Raw genomic sequence first — 13788 nt, forward strand, 5'->3', positions numbered from 1 at the left:
GTTAAACCGCCATGCGGCGGCGCCAGGCGCGTTCGGTCGCCGGCGCCTCGTCGGTGGTGATCTGATCCGGCTTCAGGGCCGTCAGCGCCGAAAAGCTTTGCCATTCCTCTTCGCTGAAGCCGGCCTCCCGATCCTTCAGGGTGAAAGTCCAGGCATCGACACGTTTGCCTTCGTCCTGGCAAAGCGCGATCATATCCAGCCCCGCATTGGCGGCATCAAGGATCAGCGGCCAGTGCAAATAGATCGTGTCCGGTTCGGACGGGCCGCGCAGGTCAGCGCGCAGTTCCGTCTCGACCGCCTTCCAGCCGTCGGCCATCCTGATATCGTAGAGTTTGTTGGTCGGATCGATGCCGCGCAGGAGATGGGGAAGCTTCTCCTTGACCGCGACGATGAGGTCGAGACTGTCGCCACTGACGATCACCGAGGCGGCGATATCGCGGAAATGCGTGGCCAGATGCGCGACGCCCCTGGCGCCGATCGCTTCGTAGTCGTCCTTCATGTCGAATTGCAGCAATGCGGCTGGATGCGTCGATTGCATCATGGCAGCCAGATCCTCGCTGAGGATCAGCGGCCGGTCGCCCTCTTGCATCTTGATATCGCTGAGGTCACTGACGCTCTTTTCGGCGACCGGTCCATGTCCTGTCGTCTCGCCTTCGAGTTCCCTGTCGTGCAGCACGACGAACCCACCGTCGGCGCGGACGCGCAGATCGAGCTCCATCGAGGCGCCCGCCGCAAAGCCCTCCGCCATTACTTCGGCGGAAAACAGCGGGTCGGAAAACCGCTTGCGCAATCGGTGCCATTTCAGGCGGGTGCGATGCCCCTCATGTGAAATCTCCAGGCCCTGCGCATCCAGCAATTTCGTCATTTGCACCAAGTCTCCGCGATACCACTCTCCTGCCTTGATGAGCCATGATTATCAAGGGCCGAATACCGCTTTCATCGGCTGTAGGCTGCGGATATTGCCTCCGCAGCGGCTGATATATCCGAGGGATGGCCGGTCTGCCTGAGGGCCGCGCCATACGCCACGACGTTCGAGAGCACCGTCTGGAATGCGGCGCGCGGACCAGTGTGGTTCAGCCGCAAGAGACGGGCCGGCCCAGTTCCGACGCCTTCGGTCAGCTCGACTCCCAACTGCCCGGCGGCTGCGATCAGCGCGGCAGGCGCCAGTGCCTCCGGCACCGGTACCGCCGTCACCAGGTTCGACGCCCTTGCTGCCGGCACCCAGGCCGGGGCTCCGAGTGCGGCAAGTCCCGCCCGTGTCGCCGCTGCCGCAAGCACATGACGGGCGACGATATTCCCCATGCCCTCAGCCTCGACGCGGTCGAGCGCCGTTTCCAGTGCGAAGAATTCCAGCGGCGCCGGCGTTCCCGGCAGGCCGCGTCGCCCGCTGTCGACCCAGGTCTTCAGATCGGCCAACGACAAGATCGAATCGCGCGGTGCACCATCTCTGAGAATCAGATCCCAGGCGCTACGGCTGACCGAGAGCGCGGAGACGCCGGCCGGCCCGCCGAGCGCCTTCTGCGGACCGATCACGGCGATGTCGATGCCGAGGTCGCCGACATCGAGCCCGTGGCCACCGACCGAGGCGACGGCGTCGACGACGGTGACGATGCCACGAGCCCGGGCAAGCGCCAGTATCTCGGGCAGCGGATTGAGAATGCCGCTCGCGGATTCCGCGTGCACAAGAGCGAGCATATCGAACTTCGGACCCGTCTGGAGCGCCTTGGCGACTGCTTCGATCTCGATCGGCAGGCCCGGTTCGGCGACGATATCGGCGACCGCCGCGCCACCCCGTCGCAGCCATTGCCCGAACCAGCCGCCATAGGAGCTGGTGATGATGTTCAGTGCTGTGAGGCCCGGGCGCGCAAGGCTGACCGCCGCCGCCTCCAGCGCCACCACCGCCTCGGCCTGCACCAGCAATATATCGTTGCGGCTGCGCAAGATGCCGCCGATCCTGTCGGCAAGGACGGCGTAGCGCTCCGCGGGATAGGAGGGCACGCCATGCAGGGGATTCCAACCAAGATCGGACATGGATACTTCCTTCAGCAGGGATCGGTCACGAGACGGGGGACGGCGGCAACGAGCGCACGGGCAGCCTCGGATTGCGGCGCTGCGACGACCGCCGCGGCCGGACCGGTCTCGACGATCCGCCCGCCATCCATGACGGCGATACGGTGGGAGACGGCCCGGACCACGGCAAGATCGTGCGAAATGAACAGACAGGCAATGCCCTGTTCTTTCTGCAGATCGACCAGGATCTCGAGGATCCTGCCACGCACGGTCACATCGAGCGCCGAGACTGCCTCGTCGAGCACCAGCAACGAGGGCCGTGTCGCAATCGCACGCGCAATCGCCACACGCTGCCGCTGGCCGCCGGAGAGTACCCGCACCGGCCGGGCGGCATGATCTGCGGTAAGGCCGACGCGCTCCAGCAGCTCGACGATCTCGCCCGAGCGCCGGTTTTGTGCGACGCCGTGGATGCGAAGCGGATCGTCGAGCACCGCACCAACGCTCGCCAACGGATTGAAGGCGGCGAGCGAATCCTGAAACACCATCTGCATACGCGCCCGCCGGCGGCGCAACGGCGCGCCATTCAGCGCGAGCCAATCCTCTCCCTCGAAGCGGATCGAACCGGCATCGGCCGAGAGGAGCCGCAGCAGGATGCGCGACAATGTCGATTTTCCGCTGCCGGAAGCGCCGACGAGGCCGAGCGTTTCCCCGGCCGCGATGGTGAGCGACACATTATCGAGAGCGGCAATCCGGCGTCCCGCAGACCAAAAACCTTTCGACAGGTTTTCGATGGAAAGCAGCCTGTCGTTCATGACGGCACCTCCACGATCAGCGGCGGCGTCGCGAGGTCTCGATGGCTGGCGATCAGGGCGGCGGTATAGTCGCTCTTGGGCGCCGAAAGCACCGAACGGACGGGGCCTGCCTCGACCAGCCTCGCATTGCGGAAGACGGCGATGCGGTCGACGAAGCCGGAGGCCAGCGCGATGTCGTGGGTGATGAAGAGCAGCGTCATGCCGTCCTCGCGCACCAGCCCGTCGAGCAGGCGGACGATCTCGGCCTGGACGACAACATCGAGCGCGCTGGTCGCCTCGTCGGCGATCAGCAGCGCAGGTCTAGCGGCAATGGCTGCGGCGATCGCCACGCGCTGGCGCTGGCCGCCGGAGAGCTGATGCGGAAAGGCCCGCATCGCCTTGTCGGGCTGCGGTATCCGTATCCGCTCAAGCAATTCTTCGGCCCTGACATAGGCCTGTTTCCAGCTGAGGCCGAGATGGCGCCTGGCGCCCTCGGCGATCTGCTCGCCGATCGTCAAAACGGGATTGAGGCTGGAGCCCGGATCCTGGAAGACGAAGCCGAAATCGCGGCCTGCGCGGGTCGGATGGCCAAGGCCGGGCCAAAGTATCTCGCCGCGGACTGTCGCTCCCTCCGGCAGCAGACCGGCAATCGCGCGGGCAAGCGTGCTCTTGCCGGAACCGCTTTCGCCGATGATCGCCAGCCTTTCGCCGGCGACGATATCAAGGTCGATATCGTCGAGCGCGGCCGCACCGCTGCTGCCGCGCCCATAGGTGACCGAAAGCTGTCGCAGGCTCAAAAAAATCCCGCTCATGCCGCCCTCACGCCGTCATCGCCAAGCGCCTTGCCGAGACCCTCGCTGAAGAGATGGACGCCGAGCACGGTGACGGCGAGTGCCGCACCCGGTATGACCGAGAGATAGGATGCCGAACGCAGCACGCTGCGGCCCTCGGCGATCATCGAACCCCAGGTGGCGATATTGGGATTGCCGAGGCCGAGGAAGGACAGCGCAGCCTCGGTGAGGATCGCACCGGCGACGATGGTGGCCGAAAGCGCCAGCACTGGCGGCAGCGCGTTGGGTAGGATTTCCCGGAAGGCGATCTCGGCCGGATGCATGCCGATTACCCTTGCCGAGGCGACGTAATCCTGCTCGCGGATCGCCAGCACCTGCGCCCTCGTCAGCCGCGCCGGATCGGCCCAGGTGCCGAGTGCGATGGCAAGGACGACAACCGGCGTCGACACGCCGATGGTGCTGACGAAAGCTAAGGCGAGCAGGAAGGCCGGCACGATCTGGAAGGCGTCGACCACTCGCATCAGCGCCTCATCGATGAGCCCGCCGGCAAAACCGGCAGCCAGGCCGACGCAAAGCCCCAGCACCATGGCCGCAAACGCCGCCGCCATGCCGACGGCCAGCGAGGTTCGCGCGCCATAAAGCAGGCCCGCCAGCAAGTCGCGGCCGAGACGGTCGGTGCCGAGCGGAAAGGCGGGATCGGTGAACGGCGCCAGCAGGGCGCGGCCGGCAATTTTCAGCGGATCGCCCGGCGAAATAACCGGAGCGAGCAGCCCGGCCGAAAGCAGGACGAGAAGGATCACAAATCCTGCAGCACCTTCCGGCGTGCGCAGCAGTCGCCGCAGCCAGCTCATGCGCCGCCCTCCGATGCGCCGATGCGCGGGTCGAGTGCGGCATAGACGAGATCGACGAGGAAATTGACCGAGATGACCAAGACGGCGCTGGTGACGATGATGCCCATCAACAACGGCGCGTCGCGGCCGTTGACCGCCTCCTGCGCCAGCCGCCCGAATCCCGGGATCGCAAAGATGCTCTCGATCACCACGCTGCCGCCGAGCATGGCCGCCGATTGCAGCCCGAGCATGGTGACGAGCGGCAGCAGCGCGTTGCGCGCGACATGGCGCAGCACGATCCGGCTGCGCGACAGACCCTTGGCCCGGGCGAAGAGCACGAATTCAAGCTTCCAGGCCTCGGCCATGCCGCTGCGCATCACCCGCAGGAACAAGGCGAGATAGATCAGGGCGAGCGCGCCGACCGGCAGAACCAGATGATCGGCGATATCGAGCGCGCGCGAAAAACCCGTCTTGCCGGAAGCGATCGTCTCGACGCCGGCGATCGGAAACCAGCGCAGCTTCACCGAAAAGGCGATGCTCAGCACCAGGCCGAGCCAGAAGCTCGGAATGGCATAGACGATCAATGAGCCGATCGACAGCAGCCGCTCACGCAGACCGCCCGGCCGCGCTCCGGCAAGGATGCCGAGCGCTGAGCCGAGGCCGAAGGATAGCGCCGTCGCGCTGCCCATCAGCAGCAGCGTATTGGGCAGGCGTTCGGCAATGAGCGCACCGACCGGCCGGCCGAAGGCGACCGACCAGCCGAGATCGAAGCGTGCGAGCGAGGAAAGATAGAGCCAGAGGCGCGCGAACATCGATTGGTCGAGGCCGTAGCTCTCGCGCAGCGACTGCCTAAGTGCGGCATCGCCGCCGCCGATCGAGCCAAGATAGGCGTCGACGGCATCGCCCGAGGCGGATTCAAGCAGGAAAAAGGTGAAGATCACCACGATCAGCAGCACAGGAATGCTGCTGATCGCCCTGCGCCTCAGGAGGATGATTGCACGTCTCACGCCGGACAGGGCCTCTGGAAGAGAATTGCCGCCGATCCTATCACAATTGCAGCGCCGTATCGCCCCAGTTCGAGACAGCCCAACGCGGGTTATCCGCGACGTTGAGCACGCTGTCGCGTGCGACGGTGATGAAACCCCATTCCGCGACGTTGATCAGCGGCAGATCGGCGACGACGAGCTGCTGGAACTTGCGGTACAGATCGGTGCGCGCCGCCGTGTCGACAGTCTCCGAGGCCTGCTTGATGATCTTGTCGAGCTCCGGATTGACGTAGCCGCCCTGATTGGAGAAGGGCACGCCGGCTGGCGTCCCGGACTGGACGAGAATGGTGGTGGAGATCGCCGGATCACCGCGGAAGACCGGCGGACCGACGGCAAGGTCGAAGTCGTGGTCGGTATAAACAGCCTTCTGGTGCGCGGCCGCATCGGCATTGACGATCTCCGCATTGATGCCGATCACGGCGAGCGCCTGGCGAAGGTAATCGCCGAACTGCCGGGTCTCGTTGAAATAGGGCGCGGGGCGAAGCTTCAGCGAAAAGCGGTTGCCGTCAGGCCCTTGGCTGTAACCCGCCTTGTCGAGGATTTCGTTGGCGGCAGCAGGGTCGAACGCATAGGTCGCGACATCGGGTGTATAGAACTCCGGCGCATTCTTCGGCACCGGGCCGGTCGAGGCTGCGGCGTAACCGAGGAAGATCGTGTCGACCACGAATTTCTTGTCGATCGCCTGGGCGATTGCCTGACGGACCCTGAGGTCGGAGAGCTCCTTGCGGCGGTGATTGATCTCGACGACGAGCTGGTAGGTCAATGCCTCGTAGCCCTTCGAAACCACCTTGATCCCGGCGACCTTCGAGATGCGGTCGAGATCGGCGAGCGGCACCGCCGAGAAGGCGGCAAGCTGGATTTCGTCTGCTTCGAGCGCTGCACCCGCCGCTTCGCGATCGGGCAGCACGCGGAAGATGATCTCGTCGAGTTTCGGCTGCTCCTTGTCCCAGTAATTCTCGTTGCGCGTCAGCCGGTAATATTCGCCGGGCTTGTGTTCGGCGAACTTGAACGGCCCGGTGCCGATCAGCGTGTTATTGGCAGGGTTGGTCGCGATGTCGGTGCCGTCGAAAATGTGCTTGGCGACGACGCTGGTGACAACAGGCAGCGCGTTACGGATCAGCTGGAACGGCGTCGGCTTGGAGAAGCGGAAGATGGCGGTGTAATCGTCAGGTGTATCGACGGCTTGAAGATTGGCGAAGACCAGGCGGCCGAGATTCTGCAGCGGCTTCCAGACGTTGAGCGCCGAGAAGGCGACATCGACCGAGGTAAACGGCTTGCCATCATGCCAGGTGACGCCGTCGCGGAGCTTGAAGGTGACGGAGAGGCCATCGGCCGAGCCTTCCCAGGAGGTGGCGAGACGCGGCGAAAGCCCATCCTTGCCGTCGAACGACGCTTCGGCGAGCGGCTCGATCACTTTGCTGGCGACGAAGAAGACGCCGTTCGAGGCGACGATGGCGGGATTGAGGTTCTTCGGCTCGGAATCGGCTGCAACGATCAGCCGGCCGCCGGCGGGCGCGGTCTGCGCGAGCGCCTGCCGGGCGAGCGCCGTCGAGGCAAGGAGCAGGGCGGTGCCCTTCATCAGCGTGCGCCGCGAGATAGATGGTACGGTCATGACCTCTCCTGATCGGTGAAATTCGAGTGCCCATATTCAGGGCGAAATGCAAATTGTCATAGAGGTTAGATTCGAATAGTCGGACTGGGCGAGATATTTTTTGTCACCCAGCCATTATTCGCTCAGCCGTTGGCGGCGACACGTGCGGGCGCGTCGAAGAGATTGCGATATGCGGCGCCGGGATGTGGCGCGACGAGCCGCGGCCCTGCTCCCCCGAGCTTTTCGCGCAGCGTTCCTTTGGCGTATTCGGTCTTGTAGACACCGCGCTTTTGCAGTTCCGGTACCAGCAGATCGACCGCGTCCTCGAAACTTTCGGGCGTCACAGCATAGGCAAGATTGAAGCCGTCGACATCGGTGTCTTCGATCCATTCCTGCATCAGATCGGCGACCGTCTGCGGCGAGCCGACGAAAACCGGGCCGAAACCGCCGATGCCGACCCAGTCGGCCATTTCGCGCACCGTCCATTCCTTGGTGGGATCGATGGTGGTGAAGGTTTCGACGGCCGATTGCACCGCATTGGTATGGCGGTGCCGCAGCACCTCGTCCGGCCCGAACTGGCCGAAATCGATGCCGGTCCAGCCGGAGATCAGCGTCAGCGCACCCTCGAAGGAGGCGTATTTGCGGTATTCATTAAACTTCCGCTGTGCCTCCGCATCCGTTTCGCCGAGGATGACGGTCTGCAGGTTGAAGGCAAGGATTTCGCGCGGGTTGCGGCCGACGCGTTCGGCCGCCTCGCGGACATTGGCGACGTAACGCTTCAGCACAGGCTTCGACGGGGATGCGACGAAGATGCACTCGGCATGGGCGCCGGCGAAATCCTTGCCGCGGCTGGAGGCGCCGGCCTGGTAGAGCACTGGCGTACGCTGCGGCGAGGGTTCGCTCAAGTGAATGCCGGGCACGTTGAAATGCTTGCCGGAATGGCGGATCGGGTGGACCTTGTCAGGATGGGTGAAGATACCGCTTTCCCGGTCGCGGACGACGGCGCCGTCCTCCCAGCTTCCCTCCCAGAGCTTGTAGCAGACCTCGAGATATTCCTCGGCAAGATCGTAGCGGTCATCATGCTTCGTCTGCGCCGGCTGGCCGATATTGAGCGCCCCGCTGTTGAGGTAGGAGGTGACGATATTCCAGCCGACACGCCCTTTCGTTAGATGGTCGAGCGTCGATATGCGGCGGGCGAAGGTGTAGGGGTACTCGAAGGAGAGCGACGCCGTCAGGCCGAAGCCGAGGTGCTCGGTCTCGTAGGCCATGGTGGGGATCAGCTGCAGCGGATCATTGACCGGCACCTGCGCCGAATGGCGAAGTGCGGCGTCGACATTGCCGTTCAGCACATCGTAGACGCCGAGCACGTCGGCGATAAACAGTCCATCGAACTTGCCGCGCTCCAGCGTCTTTGCCAGATGCACCCAATAGTCGAGATCCTTGTAGGTCCAGGACTTGTCACGCGGATGGCGCCAGAGCCCCGGCGACTGGTGTCCGACGCAATTCATATCGAAGGCGTTCAGCCTGATTTCGCGGGTCATGTCTTTCTTCCTTGGAATTAGGGATTGCTGCGGCCGAGGCCATAGGTGAGGGCGAGTGCGCCGACGAGCACGGCGCCCTTGACGAAATCCTGGGTGTAGTAGGGAGCGTTCAGCATGGTGAGGCCGTTCAGCAGGACGCCGACGAAGACGGCGCCGGCAATGGTGCCGAGCACGTTGGGACGCCTGAGATTGAAGACCGCGAAACCGATCAACGCGGCAGCAACAGAATCCATCAGCAGCGAACCGCCGGAGGAAATGTCGCCGCGCCCGACGCGGGCGGCGATCACGATGCCGCCGAGCGATGCCAGCGTGCCCGATAGGACATAGGCGAGCGTCTTCAGCCGCACCGTCGAAGCGCCGGCAAGCCGGGTCGCGACCTCGTTGCCGCCGGTCGCAAACAACAGCCGACCGATGCGGGTGCGTTCGGTGAGGATGAAGAGTGCGATGGCGACCACCGCCATCAGCACCACGGAAACGGGCAGGGTGCCGAGGATGCTGTAGCGGCCGATCAGCAGGAAGGCCGGATCGTAGGCGCCGGTCGCCTTCGACCCGTCGGGTAGAGTGAGGCCGGCCGAAATCGACCGGCCGGCGGTCGGGATCAACTGCAGGCCGGAAAGCAGAAACATCATCGCCAGCGTCGCCAAGAGATCCGGCACCTTCAGGCGGACGATGAGGAAGGCGTTGACGAGACCGACCAGAGCGCCAAAGGCGAGCACCAGCGGCACCGTCGCATAGGCATCAAGGCCCCAGACGATCATCGCATAGCTGGCCGCCATCACGCTGGATGCGGCGACCGCGCCGATCGACAGGTCGAAACCGCCGACGGCCAGCGTGACCGTGACGCCGGCGCCGAGAATGGCGACGACGGAAACCGCCTGTAGGATGCTCATCAGATTGGCGATATTGATGAAAGCGGGCTGGGCGAAGGTGAAACCGACGACGAGCAGTGCCAGCAGGATGAACACCGCGCCCGCCCGCAGGAACGCCCCGAGGGCGGCGAGACGGCCGTTATCGGCTTGCGGCGATGCCTTCGGCCGGACGCTTGCCTGTGGAAGTGTGTCGTCGTCGATCGTCGTCATGCGGATATTCCCTGGATGGCAGAGGCAAGAGCGGCCCCGTCTGCCGCGGGCCTCAACACGTGGCGGTCGATGACGAGGAAGCGGTCGGCCACCTCATAGGCCTCCTCCGGGTCGGAGGTCGCAATCAGCGTCGCCCGGTCGGTGCGGGCCCGGATTGCCCGGATGATGTCGTGACGGGCACCGACATCGACGCCCTGGAAGGGTTCGTCGAGCAACAGAAGCCGGCTCGGTTCGGCCTCCCAGCGAGCGATCACCGCCTTCTGCTGGTTGCCACCGGACAGCGACCAGACCGAGGCGAGCGGACCCGCGGCCTTGATGCCGAGACGCGCGATTGCCTGTTCGGCCTCGCGTCGTTCACGGCCGCCGACAAGGAAGCCGCTCGGATACCATTTGCCAAGGTGCGGCAGGCTGATCGTCGCCGACAGCGAATGGCCCGGCCATGCCGGCGGCATCAGCGAGGAGCGATGACGGTCTTCGGCGGCCATGGCGACACCCGCCGCGATTGCATCAACCGGGCCTTTCGGCCGGTACGGCCGGCCATCGAGGAACATTGTGCCGCCGGCAAGCGCCGTCACGCCGAAGATCGCCTGGAGCAGCCGGCTCTTGCCGGCGCCGAGCACACCGGTCACCGCCACCACCTCACCCTCATGTAATGACAGATTGAAGGAGGTGGCCCCAGAGAGCAGTCTAATATCGCGCATCTCGAAAATCGCCGGACCGGTCGCAGGCCGCGCATCCGGCCGAGCCGCCTCCAGTCTGCGGCCGATCATCGTCTCGATGGCGCTCGAAAAATCCATCGGCCGCGAGAAAGTGCCGACGACGCGGCCGCCGCGCATGACGAGCGCGCGGTCGGCGATGGCTTCGAGATCGGCGGTACGATGCGAGATATAAAGGATCGCCAGTCCGCGCTTGCGAAGCCTAAGCAGAATATCGAAGAGGCGCCGGCTTTCCTCTCCGGAAAGGCATGCCGTCGGCTCGTCGAGAATGAGAAGATCGGCGTGGTTGGCAAGCGCCCGGGCGATCGCCACCAGCTGCCGATCGGCGCTGGTGAGTTCACCGAAATCACGGTCCAGCGGCAGACTGAAGCCGGCGGCATCGAGCATGGACTGCGCGGCACGGCGGATGCCGACACGCGAGACGAAGAAGGGCGTGCTGCGATCGGCGAACCGGTTGAGCAGCAGGGCATCGGCAACCGTCAGGCCGGCGGCACCGACGAGATCCGTCGACTGATGCACGGTGACGACGCCGGCCTTTGCCGCTTCGGCCGGACTGCGCGGCGCAAACGGACGACCATCCAGATTGATCGCGCCGCTATCGGCCGGAAGCACGCCGGAAAGAATCTTGACCAGCGTCGATTTGCCCGCACCGTTTGCACCCATCAGCGCCACGATCTCACCGCGCTCTATCGAAAGATCGGCACCGGCAAGCGCCCGCGTCGACCCGAAACTGCGGGTGATATTTTCAATGTGAAGAAGCGGCATCGATAGTGTCCGGGACTGCATTCGAAGCCGGAGTGTGCCCCGTCCGGGCGGTCGAACTCCAGGCACGGCTTTCCCCGGCGAGCGGCGCTCGGGGAACAAAGAATCTCCCGCAGCCGGTAAAATCGGATCATTTACTCTACTAAATACATAGAGATTATATCTAATAATTCAACACGTCGCGAGGGCTTCCAGACCTGTCAGACGACGCCTCCGATTTGCTAGAAGGAACGCGACGATGAAATCCCTCGCACGGCTCGCACTGTCTGCCGCCGTCATTCCGTTCATTTTCATTCAAGGCGCAAAGGCCGACGGCCTGTCCGGCGCCCCGGCCCCCTTCGACAAGGGCGGCGTCAAGGTCGCGCTGATCAGCTACATCTCGGCCGGCGACTTCTTCCAGGCCTATCAGGCGGGCGCTGAAGCCCAGGCCAAGGCGCTGGATATCGACCTGCGCATCTTCCCGGGACGGCAGGATGCCGCAGAACAGCGCGAACAGATCCTCCAGGCGATCAATCTCGGCGTCTCCGGCATCGTCATCGACCACGGCCTGCCGGAATCGCTGGGCGACGTCGTGCAGCAGGCGCTCGACAAGGGCATCAAGGTCGTGGCCTTCGACGTCAACCTCAACAATCCCAAAATCCCGCAGGTGGAGCAGAGCGACCACGAGCTTGCCTCGCTGGCACTCGAGCAGGTGGTGAAGGACAACGGCAACAGCTTCAACGCCGGTTATGTCTATGTCGCCGGCTTTGCGCCGCTCGACCGCCGCAACGAGGTCTGGGACAAGTTCAAGTCGGACAATTCAGGCGTGGTCGAAAAGGCCCGCTTCGGCAATGTCAGCGACACGACCGCGACCTCGACCGCCGACCAGGCGAAGGCCGCGCTCACCGCCAATCCGGATATATCCGTGGTCTTTGCCCCCTATGACGAATTCGCCCGCGGCGTGAAGCTTGCCGCCAACGACCTCGGCATAGCAAACAAGCTCAAGATCTATTCGGCCGACGTCTCGACGGCCGATATCCAGGAAATCACCGAGGAAGGCAGCCCTTGGGTTGCGACCGTCGCGACCAATCCTGCCGTCGTCGGCGCCGTCTCCATTCGCGCCGCCGCCCTCGAAATCGCCGGGCAGACGGTTCCTCACCAAATCACCGTGAAGCCGACGCTTCTGACGCAGGAAAGCCTGCGCGCAGCCGGCGTCAAGACGGTCGAGGAACTGGCCGAAAAGATCCCGGCCTTCAGCACGAGCGATGCGGCGACCGCCAGCTGGATCCCGGACAAGCTGTTCTGAGACCACGCACTTCGATCCTTCCGGCGGAAGCCTCTGCGGCTTCCGCCGGATCATCTTTTTGGAGAATTGGAGTTCCGCCCATGAGCCAATCCAATGTCATCTTCGCGGCCAGCCGCAACCCGACGCGCGAAGACCTCTTTGCCCGTGCCGAGGAGATTTCTGCCGACCTGTCGCGGCGCGCCGCAGACCTCGACCGCGAAGGCCGCACGCCGCTTGGCGAAATCGTCAAATTGAAGAATGCCGGGCTGCTCAATGCGCTGCACCCCCGCGAAATCGGCGGCGGCGGCCTTGATTGGGTCGACGGGCTGAAGCTGGTGCGCATTCTCTCCCGCGGCGAAAGCTCGATCGGCCAGTTGCTCGGCTACCACTATGTCAACAGCCAGTATATCTACTGGGCGCTCGATCCGGCACGCGCCCATGCGCTGGGCAGCGAGACGGTAGCGAAGAACCTTTATTGGGGTGCCGCCGTCAACCCGCGCGATCCCGGGCTGGTGCTGACGAGGCGCGGCAACGGTTATGTGCTGAACGGGCGCAAGTCCTTCTCCACGGCGGCACGGGTTTCCGATTACATCAATGCCAATGCGGCGCTCGACGACAAGATCGCCGGCTTCGCCGTGCCGACCAATCGTCCAGGCTACGTCGCCAACGACGACTGGGACAATATTGGCCAGCGCCTGTCGGACAGCGGCAGCGTCGAGTTCCGCGACTTTCCCGTCTACGAGGAGGATTTCGTCGACGCGCCGGCTGCACCCGATGTGGCGCCGCCGGTGCTGTCGACCTTCAATACGCCGTTCATCCAACTGGTCTTCGTCAATTTCTATCTCGGCACCGCGGAGGGCGCGCTGCAGGCGGCCGTCGATTACGTCCGCAACACGACCCGGCCATGGATCACCTCGGGTGTCGAGCGGGCGGCGGATGATCCTTATATCCTCGAACGCGTCGGCGAATTCACCGCCGCGCTGAAGGCATCGGCGGCCCTTGCCGACAGTGCGGCAGCCGCCGTGCAGGCGGGCCTTGCCCGCGGCCGCGATGTGACGGCGCGCGAGCGTGGCGAAGCGGCGGCGGAAGCCTATGCCGCCAAAGTCCACGCCACTCATGTTTCGCTCGACATCACCTCGCGCGTCTTCGAGCTGACGGGCGCACGCTCAACGGCCGACAAATACCGTTTCGACCGGTTCTGGCGCAATGTCCGCACCCATACGCTGCACGATCCCGTCTTCTACAAGGCGAAGGAAGTCGGTGAATTCGCGCTGAACGACAAGATACCGGAGGTCAGCCTCTATAGCTGAGGCGGTCATCTTTCATCGAAAGCAAAAACCCCACTGCCGGCACCGGCGGTGGGGTTT

12 protein-coding genes are annotated in these 13788 nt (G+C 64.4%); 2 read left to right on the forward strand and 10 right to left on the reverse strand.

Annotated elements, in window-relative coordinates; translation table 11 throughout:
- Nucleotide 1: 1 nt before the first annotated feature.
- The 10 genes from OS035_RS23550 to OS035_RS23595 all read right to left on the reverse strand — a co-directional run bounded on the left by OS035_RS23550 (nt 2) and on the right by OS035_RS23595 (nt 11160).
- A complete protein-coding gene (locus OS035_RS23550; protein ID WP_179867144.1) occupies nt 2–865 on the reverse strand; it encodes a glycerophosphodiester phosphodiesterase in 864 nt (287 codons plus the stop codon).
- 71 nt (nt 866–936) lie between these two features.
- Entirely contained in the window at nt 937–2031 is a 1095-nt protein-coding gene (locus OS035_RS23555; RefSeq protein ID WP_097627888.1) for an aminotransferase class V-fold PLP-dependent enzyme, read from the reverse strand.
- Between the two features lie 11 nt (nt 2032–2042).
- Entirely contained in the window at nt 2043–2822 is a 780-nt protein-coding gene (locus OS035_RS23560) for an ABC transporter ATP-binding protein (RefSeq protein ID WP_097627889.1), read from the reverse strand.
- Entirely contained in the window at nt 2819–3613 is a 795-nt protein-coding gene (locus OS035_RS23565) for an ABC transporter ATP-binding protein (RefSeq protein WP_183781260.1), read from the reverse strand. Before OS035_RS23565 ends, OS035_RS23560 begins: the two co-directional genes overlap by 4 nt.
- On the reverse strand, nt 3610–4443 hold the full coding sequence (locus OS035_RS23570) for an ABC transporter permease (protein WP_097627891.1): 834 nt from the start codon (nt 4441–4443) through the stop codon (nt 3610–3612). Before OS035_RS23570 ends, OS035_RS23565 begins: the two co-directional genes overlap by 4 nt.
- Nucleotides 4440–5429: an ABC transporter permease gene (locus OS035_RS23575; protein ID WP_097627892.1), complete on the reverse strand. Its 990-nt coding sequence runs from the start codon at nt 5427–5429 to the stop codon at nt 4440–4442. The genes OS035_RS23570 and OS035_RS23575 overlap by 4 nt, the downstream gene beginning before the upstream one ends.
- A 40-nt stretch (nt 5430–5469) precedes the next feature.
- Nucleotides 5470–7080 carry an ABC transporter substrate-binding protein gene (locus OS035_RS23580; RefSeq protein WP_331814113.1) on the reverse strand — a complete coding sequence of 537 codons (1611 nt, stop codon included), beginning with the start codon at nt 7078–7080 and terminating at the stop codon, nt 5470–5472.
- A 122-nt stretch (nt 7081–7202) separates the two neighbouring features.
- Nucleotides 7203–8600: an LLM class flavin-dependent oxidoreductase gene (locus OS035_RS23585; RefSeq protein ID WP_097627894.1), complete on the reverse strand. Its 1398-nt coding sequence runs from the start codon at nt 8598–8600 to the stop codon at nt 7203–7205.
- Nucleotides 8601–8617: 17 nt separating this feature from the next.
- A complete protein-coding gene (locus OS035_RS23590; RefSeq protein WP_097627895.1) occupies nt 8618–9679 on the reverse strand; it encodes an ABC transporter permease in 1062 nt (353 codons plus the stop codon).
- Entirely contained in the window at nt 9676–11160 is a 1485-nt protein-coding gene (locus OS035_RS23595; RefSeq protein ID WP_097627896.1) for a sugar ABC transporter ATP-binding protein, read from the reverse strand. The genes OS035_RS23590 and OS035_RS23595 overlap by 4 nt, the downstream gene beginning before the upstream one ends.
- 235 nt (nt 11161–11395) lie before the next feature.
- Between OS035_RS23595 and OS035_RS23600 the strand changes: the two genes are divergently transcribed.
- Both OS035_RS23600 and OS035_RS23605 read left to right on the forward strand, forming a co-directional pair.
- A complete protein-coding gene (locus OS035_RS23600) occupies nt 11396–12442 on the forward strand; it encodes a substrate-binding domain-containing protein (RefSeq protein WP_097627897.1) in 1047 nt (348 codons plus the stop codon).
- Nucleotides 12443–12522: 80 nt separating this feature from the next.
- Nucleotides 12523–13731 (forward strand): acyl-CoA dehydrogenase family protein, encoded by a 1209-nt coding sequence (locus OS035_RS23605; RefSeq protein ID WP_097627898.1) that lies wholly within the window; start codon nt 12523–12525, stop codon nt 13729–13731.
- Nucleotides 13732–13788 lie beyond the last annotated feature (57 nt).

The organism is Rhizobium sp. 268, assembly GCF_036571585.1.
Taxonomy (GTDB): Bacteria; Pseudomonadota; Alphaproteobacteria; order Rhizobiales; family Rhizobiaceae; genus Rhizobium; species Rhizobium redzepovicii.

Bases quoted from the DNA above. Each gene is read 5' to 3' on its own strand.
- OS035_RS23555 (WP_097627888.1), bottom strand. From the start codon at position 2,031: ATGTCCGATCTTGGTTGGAATCCCCTGCATGGCGTGCCCTCCTATCCC.
- OS035_RS23605 (WP_097627898.1), top strand. From the start codon at position 12,523: ATGAGCCAATCCAATGTCATCTTCGCGGCCAGCCGCAACCCGACGCGC.
- OS035_RS23595 (WP_097627896.1), bottom strand. From the start codon at position 11,160: ATGCCGCTTCTTCACATTGAAAATATCACCCGCAGTTTCGGGTCGACG.
- OS035_RS23565 (WP_183781260.1), bottom strand. From the start codon at position 3,613: ATGAGCGGGATTTTTTTGAGCCTGCGACAGCTTTCGGTCACCTATGGG.
- OS035_RS23550 (WP_179867144.1), bottom strand. From the start codon at position 865: ATGACGAAATTGCTGGATGCGCAGGGCCTGGAGATTTCACATGAGGGG.
- OS035_RS23570 (WP_097627891.1), bottom strand. From the start codon at position 4,443: ATGAGCTGGCTGCGGCGACTGCTGCGCACGCCGGAAGGTGCTGCAGGA.
- OS035_RS23560 (WP_097627889.1), bottom strand. From the start codon at position 2,822: ATGAACGACAGGCTGCTTTCCATCGAAAACCTGTCGAAAGGTTTTTGG.
- OS035_RS23590 (WP_097627895.1), bottom strand. From the start codon at position 9,679: ATGACGACGATCGACGACGACACACTTCCACAGGCAAGCGTCCGGCCG.
- OS035_RS23600 (WP_097627897.1), top strand. From the start codon at position 11,396: ATGAAATCCCTCGCACGGCTCGCACTGTCTGCCGCCGTCATTCCGTTC.
- OS035_RS23580 (WP_331814113.1), bottom strand. From the start codon at position 7,080: ATGACCGTACCATCTATCTCGCGGCGCACGCTGATGAAGGGCACCGCC.
- OS035_RS23585 (WP_097627894.1), bottom strand. From the start codon at position 8,600: ATGACCCGCGAAATCAGGCTGAACGCCTTCGATATGAATTGCGTCGGA.